The organism is Mesorhizobium sp. WSM4808 (assembly GCF_055811675.1).
Genome location: NZ_JBVVQX010000010.1, coordinates 185,856 through 205,440 on the forward strand (window position 1 = coordinate 185,856; position 19,585 = coordinate 205,440).

The window sequence follows — 19,585 nt, forward strand, 5'->3', positions numbered from 1 at the left end:
ACGTGACCAGTGCAAGGCGGCAGGGTGGCTTTTTGGCCTATGCCGCTGATTTTTGGATGTTTTGGCGTCCAGGACACAATTTGGAAAGGCGCAAGCTGCGCTCATGAAAAACGCCCGGGCAAAGCCGGGCGTTCCAAGTCTCGAAAAGAAAGCTTTGTGATCAGGCGATGGTCTTGCCGAAGGCGACCGATGTGTCGCCCATGCGGTTGGAGAAACCCCATTCATTGTCGTACCAGGACAGCACCGACACGAAGTTGCCGTCCATCACCTTGGTCTGGTCGAGCGCCATGATCGAGGAGCGCGGATCGTGGTTGAAGTCGATCGACACGTTCGGATGATGGGTGACGCCGAGAATGCCCTTCAGCTTGCCGTTGGAAGCGGCGATCACCGCTTCGTTGATCTCCTGCACCGTGGTCGACCGCTTGGCGATGAACTTGAAGTCGACGACCGAGACGTTCGGGGTCGGCACGCGGATCGAGATGCCGTCGAGCCTGCCCTTGAGGTCGGGCAGCACCAGCCCGATCGCCTTGGCGGCACCCGTCGAGGTCGGGATCTGCGACAGGGCAGCGGCGCGGGCGCGGTAGAGATCCTTGTGCATGGTGTCCAGCGTCGGCTGGTCGCCAGTGTAGGAATGGATCGTCGTCATCATGCCCTTTTCGATGCCAACGGTCTCATGCAGCACGGCTGCCAGCGGTGCCAGGCAGTTGGTGGTGCACGAGGCATTCGAGATGACGATATGGTCCTTAGTCAACTGGTCGTGGTTGATGCCGTAGACGACGGTGAGGTCGGCGCCTTCGGCAGGGGCCGAAACGATGACGCGCTTGGCGCCGGCGGTCAGGTGTGCCGCTGCCTTATCACGGGCGGTGAAGATGCCGGTGCATTCGAGCGCGATGTCGATGCCGAGTTCCTTCCACGGTAGCTGCGTCGGATCCTTGATCGCGGTGACCTTGAACGTTTCCTTGCCGACGGTGATCTGATCGCCGGAAACCGAAACTTCATGCGGGAAGCGGCCGTGCACGCTGTCGTAGCGCAACAGATGCGCATTGGTCTCGACCGGGCCGAGGTCGTTGACGGCGACGACGTCGATGTCCTTGCGGCCGGATTCATGGATGGCGCGCAGGATGTTGCGGCCGATGCGGCCAAATCCGTTGATGGCAACTCTGACGGTCATAATTCTCTCCCTGGGAGTTGGAGGGCGGATGAGGGGTCCGCAGTTTCATAGCGGTGGAAGCAGAAAGAATCCAGCCGCAGTGGCGTGGATTTAAATCGATTAAGTTGGGCCAGCCCGGCGAGTCCGCCTTTCGCGATTTCGCCGAACCTTGAACCTACTTGGTATGCAGGCGGGCTTCCGCCGCCTTGGCCGCGGCTTCGGCGGTAATGCCGAAATGCGGATAGAGTTGCTCGATCGTGCCCGAGGCGCCGAAGCCTGTCATGCCGACGAAGATGCCGTCGGAGCCGATCAGATGATCCCAACCCTGGCGTATGCCGGCCTCGATCGCCATCTTGATCGGCGCGTTGCCGATCGTTTTCTTGCGGTAGTCGTCGCTCTGCTGGTCGAACAGTTCGAAGCAGGGCACCGAGACGACGCGGGTCGGATGGCCGTGCTTTTCCAGCAGGTCGCGCGCGCCAAGCGCGATCTCGACCTCGGAGCCGGTGGCGAAGATCGTCACCGCTGCCTCGCCGCTGGCGGCAGCCACCTCATAGGCACCCTGTCCACTGAGGTTCTTCGCCGAGAATTCGGTACGCACCGTCGGCAGGTTCTGGCGGGTCAGCGCCAACGTCGACGGCGTCTTTTCCGACTCCAGGGCGATCTGCCAGCATTCGGCGGTTTCGACCGCGTCGGCCGGGCGGAAGACATTGTGGTTGGGAATGGCACGCAATGCGGCCAGATGCTCGACCGGCTGGTGGGTTGGGCCGTCTTCGCCCAGACCGATGGAATCATGGGTCATGACGAAGATCGAGCGGATGCCCATCAGCGATGCCAGCCGCATCGACGGGCGGGCGTAGTCGGAGAAGCACATGAAAGTGCCGCCATAGGCGATGAGGCCGCCATGCAGCGTCAGGCCGTTGATCGCAGCCGCCATGCCGTGCTCGCGGATGCCGTAATGGATATAGCGCTGGCCATAGTCGTCCGAGGTGATGTTCTTGGTTTGGCTGGTCTTGGTGTTGTTGGAGCCGGTCAGGTCGGCGGAGCCGCCGATGGTCTCGGGCACGGCGCCGTTGATGACTTCCAGCGCCATCTCGGACGATTTGCGGGTGGCGACCTTCGGCTTGTCGGCCGACAGCTTCTTCTTGTAATCGGCAATGATGGCGTCGAAATTGGACGGCAGCTTGCCGCTGAGGCGGCGTTCGAACTCGGCCTTCAGCTTGGCATCGGCCTTGGCCAAGCGGCCTTCCCAGTCGGTGCGCGCCTTGGCGCCGGCCTTGCCGGCGGTGCGCCAGGCGTCGAGGATGTCGGCCGGAATCTCGAAGGGCGGCGAATCCCAGTTGAAGAACTTGCGAGCGCCGGCGATCTCGTCGGCACCGAGCGGCGAACCGTGCGCCTTGTTGGTGCCGGCCTTGGTCGGCGCGCCGAAGCCGATGGTCGTCTTGCAGGCGATCATGGTCGGCTTGTCGGAACGGCGGGCGGCTTCGATGGCATAAGCGATCGCTTCGGGATCGGTGCCGTCGATGTGGCTGGCATTCCAGCCGGAGGCCTGGAAGCGGGCCACCTGATCGGTGTTGTCGGACAGCGAGACCGGACCGTCGATCGAGATGTCGTTGTTGTCCCAGAAGACGATCAGCTTGTTGAGCTTGAGATGGCCGGCAAGCGCGATGGCTTCCTGGGAAACACCTTCCATCAGGCAGCCGTCGCCGGCCAGCACATAGGTGTAATGATCGACGAGATCGTTGCCGAAGGCGGCATTCATGATGCGCTCGCCGAGCGCGAAGCCGACCGAATTGGCGAGACCCTGGCCGAGCGGGCCGGTCGTCGTCTCTATGCCGGTGGCATGGCCGTATTCGGGATGGCCGGCGGTCTTCGAGCCCAACTGACGGAAGTGCTTGATCTGGTCGAGGGTCATGTCTTCGTAGCCGGTCAGATGCAGCAGCGAATAGAGCAGCATCGAGCCATGGCCGGCCGACAGGATGAAACGGTCGCGGTCGGCCCAGTGCGGGGCCTTGGGATCATATTTCAGGAAGCGCGTGAACAGCACCGTGGCGATATCGGCGCAGCCCATGGGCAGGCCTGGATGGCCGGAATTTGCCTTCTCGACGGCGTCCATGGAGAGAAAGCGGATCGCATTGGCCATCCGGTCATGTTGTTCACGCGACGTCATGGTTCCTCCAGAAGTGGGGGTTTGGGGGCTTGGGAGAGCCCTTGAAAAGGGTGCGCGACACATAGCAGGCGCGGGCTTTTAGTCAACAAATCGGGTGCACATTTGCCGGTCTTGTGATGCCGGCGGCGGACCTACATTAGCGTTAGCGGGGGACAGTCGCGAGAGCTTTGTTGACGTTGCCTTCACCCGGTGCCTAATGTTTCAGGGATAACGCGTTCTGAACGTGAACGATTCGGTGATGGGCAGGGCACAGGACGAAGGCCATGACCGGGGAAGCCACACTCAAGGAAGTCATCGCGAGGCTGGGCAAGGCCATCGAGGGGCTGGAAAACGCCGTCGCGGCCAAGCTCGAGCATGAACGCGACTACTCCGAAGCCGAGGCCGAGGTGCAGCGGATGAATGCCGACCGCTCGCGGCTGGCGCAGGAACTCGATAATTCCGAAGCGCGCGCCGAACGGCTGGAAGATGCCAACAAGGAAGTCTCGCGACGTTTGGTGACCGCCATGGAAACCATCCGCGCCGTGTTGGACAGATAGGAGCTGGCCCGATGGCACAGGTCACGGTTTCAATCGACGGCAAGCAGTATCGCATGGCCTGCGACGAGGGCCAGGAAGAGCATCTGATCGACCTTGCCGAACGCTTCGACCGCTATGTTTCACACCTGAAGGACTCGTTCGGCGAGATCGGCGATCAGCGGCTGACCGTGATGGCCGGCATTATGGTGATGGATGAACTCTCCGAGTTGCAAAAACGCGTCAAGGGCATGGAAAGCGAAGTGCTGACCTTGCGCAAGACCCGCGACGAGGCTCTGACCAAGGCCGACAAGAGCGATAGCGTGCTCACCAACGCGCTCGGCGCGTTGGCACAGCGCATGGAAGACCTGACTGTGACGCTGGCGGTCAACAAGAGCTGAGACAGAACCTTTCCTGTCCAGCCCCAGGCTCTCATCCGCGCGCCGCGCATTCGAAAGCATAAAAATGCTCGCCTGCCGCCGACAAGAGTTTCATATTATCTTGCAGCCACGATTTTTGCGCTAAGATGCAACGATGCAGGGCGGGACAGCTTGATGGCGGCGTGGGTTGCCGTGTGCCGTTCCTCGCTGCCGACGGTTCCGTTTACAGGGGAGATGTACCATGAGCCTTCGTATCAACGACATTGCGCCGGATTTTACCGCCGAGACCACGCAAGGGACGATCAAATTCCATGATTGGATCGGCGACGGTTGGGCGATCCTGTTCAGTCACCCGAAGAATTTCACGCCGGTCTGCACGACCGAGCTTGGCACGATGGCGGGGCTCGAAGGCGAGTTCAAGAAGCGCAACGTCAAGATCATCGGCATTTCGGTCGATCCGGTCGAAAGTCACGGCAAGTGGCAGGACGACATCAAGACGGCGACCGGTCATTCGGTGAACTATCCGCTGATCGGCGACAAGGACCTCAAGGTCGCCAAGCTCTACGACATGCTGCCGGGCGGTGCCGGCGAGACGTCGGAGGGCCGCACGCCCGCCGACAACGCCACAGTGCGCTCGGTCTACGTCATCGGACCGGACAAGAAGATCAAACTGGTGCTGACCTACCCGATGACCACGGGGCGCAATTTCGATGAGATCCTGCGCGCGGTCGATTCCATGCAGCTCACCGCCAAGCATCAAGTGGCGACGCCGGCGAACTGGAAGCAGGGCGAGGACGTGATCATCACCGCGGCCGTTTCCAACGAGGATGCAATCAAACGCTTCGGCGCTTATGAGACCATCCTGCCGTATCTGCGGAAGACCAAGCAGCCGTCGGCCTGACCGCTCGGAACAGTTTTGGCTTTCCTGTCGCCGCGAGCGAAAGGATACTTGACTGGCTCACCCGAGCGGACAACCATGCTCCTCTCGGGTGTCGTCAGAGAAAATCATTCCTGGCGACCGAGAGTTGGGGAAGCCGGAATTGGACGTAGCTTTGGCCAGGCCGCAGGTCAGCGGCTTCTATGACAAGCCGACCGGCGCCATCCAGTATGTCGTCGCCGACCAGGCGACGAAGCGATGCGCCATCATCGATCCGATCCTTGATTTCGACGAGAAATCCGGTGCTACGACAACGACGAATGCCGATGTCCTGCTCGACTTCGTCAGCGAGCAGGGACTGAGCGTCGAATGGATCCTCGACACCCATCCGCATGCCGACCATTTCTCGGCGGCGCATTACTTGAGAGAGAAGACCGGCGCGCCGACGGCGATCGGCGACAGGGTCATCGAGGTCCAGAAACTGTGGAAAGCGATCTACAACTGGCCGGATTTTCCCGCCGACGGTTCGCAGTGGGACAGGCTGTTTAGAGAAGGCGAAACCTTCCAAGTGGGTACCCTTCCGGTCAAGGTGCTGTTCTCGCCCGGACACACGCTGGCCTCGATCACCTATGTGATCGGCGATGCCGCCTTCATCCACGACACGCTGTTCATGCCCGACAGCGGCACGGCGAGGACGGACTTTCCCGGCGGCAGTGCCGCGCGGCTCTGGCGCTCGATCCAGGACATATTGGCGCTGCCGGACGAGACGCGGGTGTTCGTCGGCCATGACTATCAGGCCGGCGGCCGCGAGCCTTTGTGGGAAAGCACGGTCGCCATACAGAAGGCTACCAACATCCATCTTGCCGCCGCCTGCAGCGAGGCCGAGTTCGTCGCCCTGCGCGAGGCGCGCGACAGGACGCTGCCGATGCCGCGGCTGATCCTGCATGCGCTGCAGGTCAACATGAATGGCGGGAGGCTGCCCGAACCCGAAGCCAATGGCCGGCGGTACCTGAAGTTTCCGCTGGACGGGCTTTGAGGGGCCGTTGGTGAAGCTGCCAATCTCGACCCTTGCGGGGGAGATTGGCTGTCGCCCCCGTTCGCCAACTCCCAATCAGCCACAAAAAAGGCGGCGCCAGGTTTACTGGCGCCGCCTTGATTTTTTTGTTGCCTTAGCTAACCTTACGCCGCCGGCTGCGCCTCAATCGTGCGCAGCGCCTGGGTCTGGCGCTTGGCGGCGGCCTTGACCGCGTCCTGCACCTTCTCGAAGGCGCGCACCTCGATCTGGCGCACGCGCTCGCGGCTGATGTCGAACTCGGACGACAGCTCTTCCAGCGTCAGCGGCTCTTCGGCGAGGCGACGGGCCTCGAAGATGCGCCGCTCGCGCTCGTTGAGCACGGCAAGAGCGCCCGACAGCATGCCGCGCCGGTTTTCCAGCTCGTCCTGCTCGATCAGCATCTCTTCCTGGCTTTCGTGGTCGTCGACCAGCCAGTCCTGCCATTCGCCGGATTCGCCTTCGCTGGCCCGGATCGGGGCGTTGAGCGAGGCGTCGCCGGACAGGCGGCGGTTCATCGACACCACTTCGGCTTCGGAAACGTTCAGCCTTGTGGCGATCTCGGTGATCTGGTCGGGCTTCAAGTCGCCGTCGTCGAGCGCCTGGATCTTGCCCTTCACCTTGCGCAGGTTGAAGAACAGGCGCTTCTGGTTGGCGGTCGTGCCCATCTTGACCAGGCTCCACGAGCGCAGGATGTACTCCTGGATCGAGGCCTTGATCCACCACATGGCATAGGTCGCGAGGCGGAAGCCACGCTCGGGTTCGAATTTCTTGACGGCCTGCATCAGGCCGACATTGCCTTCCGAGATCACTTCACCGATCGGCAGGCCATAGCCGCGATAGCCCATGGCGATCTTGGCGACGAGCCTGAGGTGGCTGGTGACGAGCTTGTGCGCAGCGGAGGTGTCTTCATGCTCGGCATAACGCTTGGCGAGCATGTACTCTTCCTGCGGCTGCAGCATGGGAAAGCGGCGGATTTCTTCCAGGTAGCGGCTGAGGCCGCCTTCGCCGGAAACGATACTGGGTAGTGACTGGGCCATGATAGCGCCCCCTCTCTATTGGAGTGATGCCCCCGAAACGCGGCGGGCATGTGACGCGAGCACCAAAAGGCTCGCCCGCGACATCAGATCTTATACAGGAACAAAACCAGAAAAGACAGGCATTTGTTCAACACGAAACAGTGTGTCACGCTGCAGTGAACAATGTCAGTCAGGTTTTTTGGATGGCGGGTTCAGAGCTTGCGGAAGCCGCCGACGAGTTCCTCCATGTCCCTCGGTAACGGCGCCTCGAACCTCATCGTTAGATGGGTAGTGGGATGGCGAAATGCAAGGAGCCAGGCATGCAAAGCCTGCCGGGGAAATGCCTTGACCTGGCTTTTCAGCGGTTCGGGCAGCCGGTTGGCCTTGGTGCGGAAGGCTTGGCCGTAGTCGGGGTCGCCGATCACCGGATGGCCGATATGCGCCATGTGGACACGGATCTGGTGGGTGCGGCCGGTCTCCAGCCGGCATTCGACCAGGCTGGCCGTGGCGAACTCCTGTTGGCTCTCGCCGAAGCGCTCCTGCACGGCGAAGTGGGTGACCGCATGGCGGGCGTCGTCGCGTCCTTCCGGCACCACGGCACGGCGCACGCGGTCGGCGGCGCGGCCGAGCGGCGCGTCGACCCTTCCGGTCGGCCTCTGCGGTATGCCCCAGACCAGCGCCAGATAGGCACGCTTCAAGTCGCCGGTCAGGCCGTGATCGGCGAAAGCCTCGGACAGTGACTTGTGGGCGCGGTCGGTCTTGGCGACGACCATGACGCCGCTGGTCTCCTTGTCGAGGCGGTGGACGATGCCCGGCCGGCGCACACCCCCGATTCCTGAAAGGCTGTCGCCGCAATGATGGATCAGCGCATTGACCAGTGTGCCGGTCCAGTTGCCCGCTCCGGGGTGCACGACAAGCCCGGCCGGCTTGTTGATGACGATCAGTTCGTCGTCCTCATAGAGTACATCGAGTGCGATGTTCTCGCCCTGCGGCTCCGCCGGCTCCGGCTCCGGCATGGTAACCGACACGCTCTCGCCCGGCGCCATCTTGCGCTTGGTCTCGTCGACGGGCTTGCCGTCGACCGAGACCGCGCCCTGCCTGATCAGCATCTGCACGCGGCTGCGTGACATGTCCGGGCCAAGGCTTGCGGCCAGCCACTGGTCGAGGCGCAGGCCGGCCGCATCCGCGCCCGCCACCAGCACTGTCGGTTCCGCCTCTATCAATTCAGGGGCCTCTTCGCTATGAGCGCTCATTGAAAAACCGTTCCGGAACTGTTTTGCCATGGCCAGCCCGATCGCCGAAGAAGACCAGGATAAGCCGCTCGACCCCGAGGTCGAAAAGGTGCGCAGGAAACTCGTCCGCTTCGTCGGGATCAATCTCGGCCTGCTGTTCCTCGCCCTTATGGTGGTGATCGGCGCCCTTGTCTACAAAGCGCGCAATGCACCGCCGGCGAACCCGCCGCTGGCCGGCGATATCCAGACACCCGCCGGCGAACCGGTCAACGGCGACATCGTGCTGCCGGTCGGCGCCACGGTGGTCAGCCAGTCGCTGTCCGGCAATCGTGTCTCGATCGACGCCGAGCTTGCCGACGGCAGCCGCACGATCTTCGTCTACGACATCACCGAGCGACGCCTGATCGGCCGCTTTGCGATCCGCAACAAGTGACCGAGCCGCAACGATGAACGGCAGCAGGCCAATGAGCAAGCCTCAGGCATGAGCGGGTTCGCCGAGCATCGCCGCATCGCCACGGTCGCCCTGGTCGTCGCCAATTATGACGAGGCGATTGCCTGGTATGTCGAGCGGCTGGGCTTCCTGCTCGTCGAAGATGTCGATCTCGGCGGCGGCAAGCGCTGGATCACGGTCGCGCCGGCCAACGGGCAGGGCGCCAGGCTGCTTCTGGCCGAAGCGTCCGACGAGGCGCAAAGGCAGAGCATCGGCAACCAGACCGGCGGGCGTGTCTTCCTGTTCCTGGAAACCGACGACTTTGCCCGCGACCATGCGGCGATGCTGGAGAAGGGCGTCGAATTCCGCGAAGCACCGCGCTTCGAGCCCTATGGCACGGTGGCGGTTTTCGCCGATCTGCATGGGAATCTCTGGGATCTGATCGAGCCGAAACGCTAGGCTTGCGGACGGCTTTTCCCCGATACGACAAAGCCAGCGAAGCCCAGTTGCTTTTTCCCAGCGCTCAGCCTATATCGCCGGTTCTTGAACGCGCCCATCGTCTAGCGGTCAGGACACCGCCCTCTCACGGCGGGAACAGGGGTTCGATTCCCCTTGGGCGTACCAAGTTTTTCGACAAATTCGCAGGATGCCGCCGATTTCGTTTCTGAAGTCGACGACCCTCGATACTGGCCTTCATTTCATTCGTCTGGCAAATGTTAACGGACCCGAAACCGAGAACCTTAACGCCCCCGCAACTCACGACGATATATTAGTTGCCGCTTTAGTAGCTGTAGGAGGTCGACATGAAGAAAATAGCCTGTCGTTTCGCTTGGGACGAGTCGGCCGCGACCGCGATCGAGTATGGCTTGATCGCGGCTCTTATCGCGCTGGCGATCATCACCGGCGCCGGGGCGCTGGGCAATTCGCTCAACGGAATCTTCACGAACGTCGGCACTACGGTCAACAGCAGCGGCTCGTAAGTCGGTATCTCATTCGGTCGGCCGTCGGCCGGATCGTCGACCCTCAGCCTCCAAAAGCGTAGCGTGTACGCCCTTCCGATGTCCGGGCATCGGAAGGGCGGCGCACTCTCAATCATCCGGCTTATCCGTTGCGTCGCCGCGTTCGTCGCTTCTGGCGCTGCGGCCCTGTTTGCATTAGCATCACGTCACGGATCCTGAGGTTCGGCTCCGGCGGCGCGCAGAACGCCGCGCTGCCCGGACGGCCAGTTCATGCCGTGGGGGAGGAATGCCAATGCAGAAGCTGCAGTCGCAGGGCGTTCATCACATCACGCTGGTCGGCGCCGGGCGCCAGACCTCTATCGATTTCTGGGAAGGCGTGCTCGGCATGCCGTTCATCTTCGAACAGCCCAACCTCGACAAGCCGAGGGAAAGCCATCTCTATTTCGATCCCGGCGACGGCCGGCTGATCACCATCTTCACCGACGAGAGCCGCACACCGGAGAAGCGGCGCACGCCGACCGATCCGGGCTGTGTCCACCACATCGCCTTTTCGGTGTCGCGCGTCACCTTCCTGCAGGCGGTCTCCCGTCTTGACGAGCGCGGCATCAAGCACAGCGGCGTCAAGGATCGCGGTTTCATGGATTCGATCTATTTCGAGGATCCGCTCGGCCTGCTGATCGAAGTGGCGTCCTACCGCTTCGAACCGCCAGCGGGCTTCACCCACGCCGATGTGCTGATGGAAGCGCACAGGCTGCGGGTCGCGCGCGGCGACTACAACATCGCCGAAGTGCATCTCGCCGATGCGATCCAGGCGCTCGTCGAACGTTCCCGCGCCACCTTGTCGGACGATCGGGCGCCGAAGAACCCATACTGAACAGACCAGAGGGAGGAACAAGATGGCCAAGACAGCGACGAAGACTGCCGGGAAATCCGCGGCGAAAGCTGCGGCAAAGCCAAAAGCCAAGGCGGCCGCCAAGCCTGCGGTGAAGGCGACGGCAAAAGCCGCGCCCAAGGCCAAGCCGGCCAAGAAGCCGGCGTTGAAGCTCAGCATGCTGAAGCCCAGCGTCAACAACATGACCGTGCGGGTGTTTGCGCGCGCGGCCGGTTTCGACCATGCCGAGACCGATGCCTGGGGCCACACCCGTTCGCCGGAGTTCATGGCGCGAAATCCCGCCCATTTGACACCGATGATCGAGGACAAGGGCCTCCCCAGAGGCGTGCTGTGGGAAAGTTGCGCCATCATGCAGTATCTCGCCAACAAGCACGGGCTGGAGAAATTCTATCCGAAGGCGCCGGCCAAGCGGGCGATGGTCGACAGTGCCATGTTCTACCTGATCGGCACGCTCTACCCCTATGTGGCACGCGCCACCTATCCGGCGCTCGGCTTCCCACAATATGCCGGCGAGGTCGGCCACAGCGACGCGAACCCCGACAGGAAGTCGGAGGCCCAGAAGGCGGCGATGGCGGCGATCGCCGAGCCGCTCGAAGTGTTTCACAGCTTCTTCAGGGACGGCAAGCCGTTCATCGGCGGCAAGCATCCTTCAATCGCCGATATCCGCTTGGCGGCGACGCTCGAATTCCTGGCCGTCGTCGACTATGCCTTGCCCAAGTGGGCGAAGGACTATGTGGCGGCGATCGAGAAGACGCTCGGCAAGGCTTATAGCGAGCCGGCCGGCGATGTGCGCGGCTACATCGCCCATGTGAAGTCGCAGGCCAAGGCCTGAGGTTAAGGATACGTTAACCAAAGCCCTGTCTACTGCAGGCAATTCGCTTTCGGCCCGCGACCACGGATGTACTGGCGCAGAACGTCGTAGCGATAGGAAAGGTCGGCGCAATGCCGACCTTTTTGCTTTTGCACGCCATCGCCAAGTGCGAATTGGCACGCAGGCCTCGTCCAGTGTCGCTTTTTTGGCGTCAACTTTTGTCGAGAGATATTGTCATTGCCGGCGTTGGCCCTACCATCCATCTCGGCAGTCCGGCATGGATTGTCGGTCAGTATGAGACGAGGGCTGGCGATGAAAAGCGTTGCGAGACGGATTGCGGTTGCGGGCGTGATGCTGGCAACCGCTGTCCATGCTTCGAGTGCAGCCGAACTCAACACGATGGACGATGTCGGGGCAGCGATCCAGGCATGCTGGACACCGCCGGCGGACGCCGGGACCGCCAGCGTCACCTTGAGCTTCAGCTTCAAGCGGGATGGCACGCTGATCGGCCCGCCGAGGCCGACGGCCATTAAAGTGGATGGTGATGCCAAAGCGAAGAAATCGTTTGTCGATGCCGCGACAGCGGCCCTGCAGGATTGCCTGCCCCTGACTTTCTCGGCGAAGCTGGCGCAAGGGGTCGCTGGCAACGTGTTTACGTTGCAATTCGCTTCTCCAAAATAGGCGCCGCTGCCGGTTCAGTGGTGACTGCGCCTGGCCTCGGCGTGCCGGGCAAGATCGGGCGTCTCGAAGACGTAGTCGCTCCAGGCTGATTCAGGAACCTGGCCGGCCAGATAGCATTCCAGCAACAGGCTTTGCTCGGGATTGAGTGGCCTTGGCGCGCGCTGGTCCAGCCCCAGCGAGTGAAACAGGTTTCTTGTCAGGTCGGAGACGGTGAAGTGGATCGACATCTGCGTTCTCCTTTTGGTCCTTCAACGCGGAAGACCGGGCAAAGGTTTCGAACGCCTGGCGATAATGCGCATTGATCTTGGTCCGTTGCGCTGCAGGTCCTCGGCGATGGTCAGGCTTGCGCTTTCTTTCGAGGTTCGTCTCAATCTTGAAATAAAAATGCAATATCGAATTTACATGAGGTGACGTAGTACAATAGACAATAGGTCATTCATGTCGAAATTCGTTAGATTATTAGGAACTACTCATGTAACCGAAGCTTGCTGAAGTCATGGACTCTAAATTCCAGGTTCTCCGCAAAAAGAACCAGTTGTCCCGATGATCCGTTTCTGGCCTTCCATGGTGATCGCATTTATTTCTCTGGCGGCAGTTTTGTTCGGTACGCTTTCGTCCTACGCGGACAGCTGCGGCGCGATCAGAAGCCAGTTGCTTTCGGCTGGCCGCAGCGGCGGGGCGAGCCCGGAGCTTGCCCAGTTGCGCCGGCAACTTGCAGCCATCCAGACTATCGAGAGACAGCGCCAGTGCACGGCGAAGAGTTCGCTTGGTGGTCTCTTCAACGCTTGCGCCGATCTCGCCAGGAGCCGCTCGGATGTGCAGCGCCGGATCGCTGCCGCTGGGAATTCGGGCCGCGACACAGCGGGCCTGCAGGCGCGCCTCGTCGCGCTTGGCTGTGCGCCTTCGGCAAAGCAACGGCCTGTGCGCGCCGCGCCCAGCACCCAATCGGCGAGCACCACGTTCGCCGGCAATGCGATGCTGTTTTGCGTGCGTCTGTCGGACGGATATTTCTTCCCGGCGCCAAAGTCGCAATTCGCCGCCAGCGGCGATCTGAAGGAGACGGTCGATCAATGCCGTTACATCTGCGATGACCCCGGCGTCGACCTCTACACGTTGAACGACGCTAGCCTCGAGACCGACCAGATGACCGCGCTCGACACGCGCAAACCCTATACCGAGCTGCCGGCAGCCTTCAGATATCGCGATGATGCGAATTTCAAGGCATGCGACGTCAAGCGCTACTACCAGCGGGTCACCGAACTGCGAGCCAGGACCGTGACGCCCGCCAACATGCGCAACGCCATTATTCCGTTGCCGACGGCGAAGCCGGATCTCGGCACGGTTGCGGCCGTCCCCGGGATCGATGCCGAAGCCCCAGGTGCCGCCCAGCACCTTTCGATCGAGGCCGGCGAGCGGCCGGTGCGCTTGGTCGGCCCGGCATTTTTCCCGGCCGAATGATCGCCGGTCTTGCGATCACCGGCGGCGGCGTGCCTGCTGCTATGCGGCTGCGCGATCCGTCTGGAACAGAGGGGCGCTCACGGCGTTGTGATCGACATCAGCCGGGAGGAACGCCATGGCTACGTTCAGGGAAATGCGGGTGCTGGAGATCGTCGAAGACGACTCGCTGACCACCGAACAGAAAATCGCCGAACTGCGCGAGATCGAATCCGAGGCGCGTGGGTTGCAGCGGGCTGCCTCGGAGGGTCCAATGGACGACGATGACGGTTGGCAGGAAGATCTGCGTCAGGTTCGTCTTGCACTCGACAAACTCGGAGCGAAGGAGCCGAAAAAAGGCGCTGCTTCCCTGTGAAGGCCGGTTCGCCGAGCTATCCGCGGATCGCGTTTGTTTGACCGAATCCCGCTTTTAAGAGACCAAGCTCCAATCTAATCGCAGACCATGCGAGCTCTCTTGCCAGGCTCGCTGATGTTCCTGCAGGTCAGCGACTTCGCCGGCGCCGATAGGGACGCCGACGCAGGCAACCTCGTCTGGTGCCGTTTCGGTGCGGCATGGCTGACCTTGCGCTCGGAAAAACGCCGGGGCGGCTGCGGCGCCACCGGAAAAGCGCCGTTTTCGACCTCGGATTGGCCGTAGTCGACATTCGGTGGCGGCCGATCCCAGATGCGCCGGACATCGAGCGGTCTCGGGATGACGACCGTGCCGTCATAACTGCGCGAGCAACCGCCGCCGAAAAGCAGCGCCAGCCCCATGAAAAAAGGCACAATCCGTCCAAGCATCAGCAATACCCCTGCCGTTGCTTATATAGCGGGTTCGACCCCGCCGACAACCGGGCGGAATGGAGCTAACTGACCGTTAAGGTTAGCGGATCCTTAATGCTTCTCGGGCACATTTTGCCGACGAACCGCGGAGGAGGGTTCGGCCTTGGTTTTCGGGGTGGGGACGGCATGGCGGAAGCGAACGAAACAATCAGCGCGCGCGGCAAGCGCGCGCCTCGCAGATCCACAGCGCATGGCGACGATGCATCATCGTCCGCCTCTTGCATGGATTCGAACGATGCGCTTCGCCAACTCGTCGAAGCCGGTTCCGACTGGGTCTGGGAGACCGACGCCGAACTGCGCTTCTCCTGGCTCTCGCAAAATTACCAGGCAGCCACCGGCATCGATCCGGCAAACGTGCTTGGCCGGTTCCGCTTCGACTTCCTCAATCAGGTCCTGAACGGCGATCGTAGTGGCGCCGCGCATTTGGAGGATCTGCAGGCGCACCGGCCTTTTCGCGACTTCGTCTACGAACTCAAGGGTGGCAGCGCCGACTGTCGCTGGGTCTTGACATCAGGCTTTCCGAAGTTCGACGACGAAGGAAGATTTGCCGGCTATCGCGGAATCGGCCGCAACGTCACGGCATTGGCCGGCGCCTTCAAAGGTCCGGGGCCGGAACCATCGGCCGACGGCGAGCCCGACCAGCATCTGGCCGACCTCGAGCGGACGATGGACGCCATGCACATGGGCGTCGTGCTCCTCGACGCCAGGCTCGACACGCTGATCGTCAACAAGGCCTATCGCGACCTCTCGAGGATTCCGGACGGCGCTGTCGGCGTCGGCGCTCCGTTCAGCCTGTTGATGGAGCTCAACCGCCGCAGCGGCATCTATGGCGACATCGACGAACGGCAATGGCAGCGCTACCTTGCCACTCGTCTCGAGGAGATTCGCGCCGGATCCGTCGCGCCGCGCGAATTTGTCCATGCCAACGGCAGGACGATGATGTTCTCGGTGACGGCGCTGTCAGGTGGCAAGCGGCTGCTGACCTATTATGAGGTCACCGAGATCAAGCAACGCGATGCGGAGATCAAAAGCGCGAACGCCAAGATCGCCGAGACCTTCGCCAGTCTCCGCACCATGGTCGACCAGATGCCGATCGGTGTCCTCGTCCTCGACGCCGATATGCGCACCGAGATCATCAACCGTGCTTTCTATGATTTCTGGCAGATCGACGCCCGGCGCGCCGAGATCGGCTGCAGCTTCCGCGATCTGATGGACGCCAGCCGCGACATCGATCCGTTTGGTGCCGACGATGCATCATGGCAGCGGCATATCGCCGAGCGCGAGGCGGAAATCAGGGCCGGGATCGCCGCGGCGCGGCAGTTCCCGCGCAATGACGGCCGCACCCTGATCTCGTCGATGGCGCCGCTGGCCGGCGGCAAGCGGCTGATCTCCTATGTCGACGTCACCGACATGAAGGACCGGGAGGCCGAACTTGCCGACGCGCTGGAGAAGGCGCGGCTGGCGGAGGCGGTGATCAACGCCGTCAAGGATCCGATCTTCGTCAAGGACGACCATCTGCGCTTTGTCTTCGTCAACGAGGCGTTCGCGGCTCTGTTTGGCCAGACGCCGCAAGCCATGCTCGGCAAGCCCGGCGGCGATTTCCTCCCAGCGAACGCTGTCGCGCTTTTCGAGCAGAGCGAAGGTGAGGTCCTTTCGACCGGGCGGCCGTACGAAGTGGAAGAGAATTTCGAGGTCGATGGCGCCAGCCGATCGCGTATCGTCAGGAAGAGCCGCGTCGGCATGGCCAGCGGCCGCAACTATGTTGCCGGCTTCCTGTTCGATATTTCCGAAATGAAGCGCCGCGAGACGGAAGCGCAGGATGCGCGCAAGCATCTCGCCAGCGTGCTGGAATCCTTGCCGGCCGCCGTGATCATCTACGATCGCGACGACAGGTTCGTTTTCGCCAACCGCAAGATCCAGGATACGCTGCCGGCCTTGAAGCCGGCATGGCAGCCCGGCTGCACATTCCGCGAGGCACTCGTTCTGGGCCATGCGAACGGCTATTTCCGCGACAGCGGCGATCCACAAGTCGACCAGCTCTACGACAGCGACCATGACCGCTGGCTGGATGCGATCCTCGCCCGCTACCGCTTGCCCAATTCCTGCTACGAGCGTCATAACCCCGACGGCCGCTGGTACCAGGTCTACGACATGCGGACCGATGATGGCACCTTCATCGGTGTTCGCGTTGACATCTCCGAGATCAAGAGCCGCGAGGCGGCATTGCGCGATTCGATGCGCCAGATCGACCTGTTCCGGCACGTGATGGACGAGTTGCCGGTGGCCGCCTTCATCAAGGCGCAGGACCTGAGCATAGAATTCGTCAACAAGGCCTGGTGCGCGATCACCGGCTTGGCCAAGGAGGATGTCATCGGCCGCACCGACCGGCAGTTGTTCGGTGCGCAGGACGCCGATGGCTACAGCCATGACGACACGCAAGTCGTCGTGACGGGCGCCGTCAAGGAGGTCGAGGAACCCGTCACCCATCGCGACGGTACGGTTCGGCAGTTGATGACGCGCAAGAGCCGCCTGGTGACGCTGGACGGGTCGGTGCATCTGGTCGGTTCGAGCACCGACATCACCGACGTCAAGGCGCGCGAGCGTGCGCTGGAAGAAAGCATGCGCGAGAACGAGGTGTTCCGCAGCCTGATCGACAACGTGCCGGTATCGATCTACGCCAAGCGCTCCGATCTCCGGCAGTTCTATGTCAACAAGGGCTGGTCCGATCTCACGGGCTTCAGCAAGGAAGAGGCTATCGGCAAGACCGACATCGAGATTTTCGGGCCGGATGGCGAGGCTTTCGTCAATGGCGACCTCGCCGTGCTGCGCACCGGCGAAACCCAGGAGGTCGAAGAGACGGTGACGTTGGCCGACGGCAGCGTCAGGCATCAATTCGCCCGCAAGGGCGCGATGATCGCCTCCGACGGCTCGCTCTATCTGATCGGCTCGACCACCGACATCACCGAGCTGAAGATGCGAGAGGCGGAACTACGCGAAGCGCGTCAGCGCGCCGTGCTCGCCGACCGCGCCAAGTCGGAATTCCTCGCCAATATGAGCCATGAGATCCGCACGCCGATGAACGGCGTGCTCGGCATGGCCGAGCTGCTGGCCAAATCGGACCTCGACCCGAAACAGAAGACGTTTACCGACATCATCGTGAAATCGGGCAATGCGCTGCTCACCATCATCAACGACATCCTGGACTTCTCCAAGATCGATGCCGGTCAGCTGGTGCTCGATCCGGCGCCCTTCAATCTGGCCGAGGCGATCGAAGATGTGGCGACGCTGGTGTCGACACGAGCCAAGGAAAAAGACCTCGAGCTGATCGTTCGTCTCGAACCTCGGCTCGAGAGCCTGTTCGTCGGTGATGTCGGCCGTATCAGACAGATCGTCACCAACCTGCTCGGCAACGCGGTGAAATTCACCGATGAAGGCCATGTGCTGGTCGACGTCACCGGCGAGAGGGTTCCAACCGGAACGAAGCTGACGATCTCGGTCACCGATACCGGTATCGGTATCCCCGAGGAAAAACTGAAACTGGTGTTCGAGAAATTCAGCCAGGTCGACACCTCTTCGACGAGGCGGCACGAGGGAACCGGCCTCGGTCTTGCCATCACCTCACGGCTCGTCGAGCTGATGGGCGGCGATATCGGTGTCGAAAGTGCGGAAGGCAAGGGCTCGACCTTCTGGTTCACGGTGACGCTGCCGAGGGCCGGACAGCAGAACGGACAGCGCATCATGCCGATCGACGTGACCGGTGCGCGTGTACTGATCGTCGACGACAATGCCGTCAATCGGGCCATCCTGACCGAACAGATGACATCGTGGACGTTCGATTCCTGCGCGGCCGAAAGCGGCGCCGAAGGCCTCAAGGTGCTGATCGCCGCCGCTGCCTATGGTGTCCCGGTCGACTGCGTCGTGCTCGACTACCAGATGCCTGGAATGAGCGGCGCCGAAATGGCGCGGATCGTGCGCAGCACCGCCGGCCTTGCCGGCACGCCGATCATCATGCTGACCTCGGTCGACCAGTCGCTCGCCAACACCAGCTATCGCGATCTTGGCATCGATGCCCAGCTGATCAAGCCGGCGCGCTCTTCGGTGCTGCTGGAAACGCTGGTCGCCACCATCCAGCGGCATCGCCACAACACGAGCGGCAGCGACGCGCAGCCGCTCGCAGCCGACGTCGCTGCGAGCAATGTGACGCGGCCGCAGCCCTCGGCGCCGTCCGAACAGCGGGCGCTGCTGCAGCCGCCCTCCATTCGCCCCAGGCCACCGGTGGCGGCTGGCGGCGACAGGCTGGATATCCTGGTGGCCGAGGACAATGAGGTGAACCAGATGGTGTTCACCCAGATCCTCGGCGAGACCGGTTATGGTTTCGAGATCGTCGGCAATGGCCGCAAGGCGCTCGACGCCTTCGGCCGGTTCAACCCGTGCATGATCCTGATGGATGTCTCCATGCCGGAGATGAACGGTCTCGAAGCGACCGCCGCCATTCGCCGGCTGGAGGAAGAAACCGGCACGCATGTGCCGATCGTCGGCGTCACCGCGCATGCGCTGAAGGGCGACCGCGAGCGCTGCCTGGAGGCAGGCATGGACGACTATCTGCCCAAGCCGATCAGTCCCCGGGCGTTGCTCGAGAAGGTCGAGCGCTGGGTCGGCGCCAGCCGGCAGGCGCAGCGCAACGCCGGGTAAGGCCGGCTCTGCCCGAGTACCGGGAATACGGCGAAGATTCGCGCCCCTGTCAGCGGCCAAGACTATGGTGCGATCGCACCATATGAAAGGCGGCATCCAGCCGAGACAATGGCGACATTCGAATTCCGCTCTTCCCAGTTACGGGCGGGAGCAGCGACCGCCGGCATGAGACAGCGTCAACCTACCCCAACGGACCTGTTTTCGGCGATGGCCCGGCCACGACACCGTCTGGCTGAGAGCAACGCGCTCCCGTCCGGCTTTTCTTCATAAAGGCCGGCTGATCCCCAAATCGCCGGCCAGCCTCGACCGAATCGAGCAAGTCCCTGATTCCGGTGACAAAGCGGGGCTGCGTCGGGAGTGCCGGCCAGGCGGCATTCTGCTCATCCCGATGAGGCGTTACCGGGGTGACATCAAACTGTCATGCGACTGTTATAATCGAAGGCTATTGGCCTCAG

The 19,585-nt window shown here is 62.3% G+C and carries 19 protein-coding genes and 1 tRNA gene; 14 read left to right on the forward strand and 6 right to left on the reverse strand.

The genetic code is table 11. The annotated features are described in order from the left end of the window. Positions 1-160 precede the first annotated feature (160 nt). Both gap and tkt read right to left on the reverse strand, forming a co-directional pair. Complete coding sequence (gap, locus tag AC0L2U_RS19645) at positions 161-1,171, reverse strand: type I glyceraldehyde-3-phosphate dehydrogenase (RefSeq protein WP_473602499.1); 1,011 nt, start codon at positions 1,169-1,171, stop codon at positions 161-163. Positions 1,172-1,325: 154 nt separating this feature from the next. After that, positions 1,326-3,317 (reverse strand): transketolase, encoded by a 1,992-nt coding sequence (gene tkt, locus AC0L2U_RS19650; protein WP_473602501.1) that lies wholly within the window; start codon positions 3,315-3,317, stop codon positions 1,326-1,328. Positions 3,318-3,580: 263 nt separating this feature from the next. Here tkt and AC0L2U_RS19655 point away from each other — a divergent pair, with 263 nt between their 5' ends. From AC0L2U_RS19655 to AC0L2U_RS19670, 4 genes are all read left to right on the forward strand, one after another. Further along, positions 3,581-3,853, forward strand: a complete 273-nt coding sequence (locus AC0L2U_RS19655; RefSeq protein ID WP_013529251.1) for a DUF4164 domain-containing protein — start codon at positions 3,581-3,583, stop codon at positions 3,851-3,853. Positions 3,854-3,864: 11 nt separating this feature from the next. After that, positions 3,865-4,230, forward strand: coding sequence for a cell division protein ZapA (locus tag AC0L2U_RS19660; protein WP_023810969.1), 366 nt, complete (start codon positions 3,865-3,867; stop codon positions 4,228-4,230). 220 nt (positions 4,231-4,450) lie between these two features. Beyond that, positions 4,451-5,110 carry a peroxiredoxin gene (locus tag AC0L2U_RS19665; RefSeq protein ID WP_127260439.1) on the forward strand — a complete coding sequence of 220 codons (660 nt, stop codon included), beginning with the start codon at positions 4,451-4,453 and terminating at the stop codon, positions 5,108-5,110. 139 nt (positions 5,111-5,249) lie between these two features. Further along, positions 5,250-6,122, forward strand: coding sequence for an MBL fold metallo-hydrolase (locus AC0L2U_RS19670; protein WP_127809077.1), 873 nt, complete (start codon positions 5,250-5,252; stop codon positions 6,120-6,122). Between the two features lie 143 nt (positions 6,123-6,265). On the opposite strand, the gene rpoH is transcribed toward AC0L2U_RS19670, so the two are convergent. After that, positions 6,266-7,177 (reverse strand): RNA polymerase sigma factor RpoH, encoded by a 912-nt coding sequence (gene rpoH, locus AC0L2U_RS19675; protein WP_127268033.1) that lies wholly within the window; start codon positions 7,175-7,177, stop codon positions 6,266-6,268. Positions 7,178-7,368: 191 nt separating this feature from the next. Continuing rightward, on the reverse strand, positions 7,369-8,409 hold the full coding sequence (locus tag AC0L2U_RS19680; protein ID WP_292334375.1) for an RluA family pseudouridine synthase: 1,041 nt from the start codon (positions 8,407-8,409) through the stop codon (positions 7,369-7,371). Between the two features lie 28 nt (positions 8,410-8,437). On the opposite strand from AC0L2U_RS19680, the gene AC0L2U_RS19685 reads away from it, so the two are divergent. The 7 genes from AC0L2U_RS19685 to AC0L2U_RS19715 all read left to right on the forward strand — a co-directional run bounded on the left by AC0L2U_RS19685 (position 8,438) and on the right by AC0L2U_RS19715 (position 12,161). Further along, entirely contained in the window at positions 8,438-8,821 is a 384-nt protein-coding gene (locus AC0L2U_RS19685) for a fimbrial protein (protein WP_127268031.1), read from the forward strand. Positions 8,822-8,869: 48 nt separating this feature from the next. After that, a complete protein-coding gene (locus AC0L2U_RS19690) occupies positions 8,870-9,277 on the forward strand; it encodes a VOC family protein (RefSeq protein WP_127395797.1) in 408 nt (135 codons plus the stop codon). A gap of 90 nt (positions 9,278-9,367) precedes the next feature. Next, a tRNA-Glu gene (locus AC0L2U_RS19695) sits at positions 9,368-9,442 on the forward strand. A gap of 179 nt (positions 9,443-9,621) precedes the next feature. After that, positions 9,622-9,798: a Flp family type IVb pilin gene (locus AC0L2U_RS19700; protein ID WP_128288231.1), complete on the forward strand. Its 177-nt coding sequence runs from the start codon at positions 9,622-9,624 to the stop codon at positions 9,796-9,798. A gap of 271 nt (positions 9,799-10,069) precedes the next feature. After that, positions 10,070-10,651 (forward strand): VOC family protein, encoded by a 582-nt coding sequence (locus AC0L2U_RS19705; protein ID WP_128288232.1) that lies wholly within the window; start codon positions 10,070-10,072, stop codon positions 10,649-10,651. A 22-nt stretch (positions 10,652-10,673) separates the two neighbouring features. Then, positions 10,674-11,501, forward strand: a complete 828-nt coding sequence (locus AC0L2U_RS19710; RefSeq protein ID WP_473602502.1) for a glutathione S-transferase family protein — start codon at positions 10,674-10,676, stop codon at positions 11,499-11,501. A gap of 291 nt (positions 11,502-11,792) precedes the next feature. Next, positions 11,793-12,161, forward strand: a complete 369-nt coding sequence (locus AC0L2U_RS19715) for a hypothetical protein (protein WP_127809081.1) — start codon at positions 11,793-11,795, stop codon at positions 12,159-12,161. A gap of 14 nt (positions 12,162-12,175) precedes the next feature. Here AC0L2U_RS19715 and AC0L2U_RS19720 read toward each other — a convergent pair whose 3' ends face one another. Then, positions 12,176-12,388 (reverse strand): hypothetical protein, encoded by a 213-nt coding sequence (locus tag AC0L2U_RS19720; protein WP_023810978.1) that lies wholly within the window; start codon positions 12,386-12,388, stop codon positions 12,176-12,178. A 370-nt stretch (positions 12,389-12,758) separates the two neighbouring features. On the opposite strand from AC0L2U_RS19720, the gene AC0L2U_RS19725 reads away from it, so the two are divergent. Further along, on the forward strand, positions 12,759-13,619 hold the full coding sequence (locus tag AC0L2U_RS19725; RefSeq protein WP_245491343.1) for a DUF2865 domain-containing protein: 861 nt from the start codon (positions 12,759-12,761) through the stop codon (positions 13,617-13,619). 115 nt (positions 13,620-13,734) lie between these two features. Continuing rightward, positions 13,735-13,971, forward strand: coding sequence for a hypothetical protein (locus tag AC0L2U_RS19730; RefSeq protein WP_013529265.1), 237 nt, complete (start codon positions 13,735-13,737; stop codon positions 13,969-13,971). Positions 13,972-14,045: 74 nt separating this feature from the next. On the opposite strand, the gene AC0L2U_RS19735 is transcribed toward AC0L2U_RS19730, so the two are convergent. Then, the gene (locus AC0L2U_RS19735; RefSeq protein ID WP_128288233.1) at positions 14,046-14,396 is read right to left on the reverse strand and encodes a hypothetical protein; all 351 of its coding nucleotides are present in this window, start codon (positions 14,394-14,396) and stop codon (positions 14,046-14,048) included. A 168-nt stretch (positions 14,397-14,564) separates the two neighbouring features. On the opposite strand from AC0L2U_RS19735, the gene AC0L2U_RS19740 reads away from it, so the two are divergent. After that, positions 14,565-19,130 carry a PAS domain-containing protein gene (locus AC0L2U_RS19740; RefSeq protein ID WP_473602504.1) on the forward strand — a complete coding sequence of 1,522 codons (4,566 nt, stop codon included), beginning with the start codon at positions 14,565-14,567 and terminating at the stop codon, positions 19,128-19,130. Positions 19,131-19,585 lie beyond the last annotated feature (455 nt).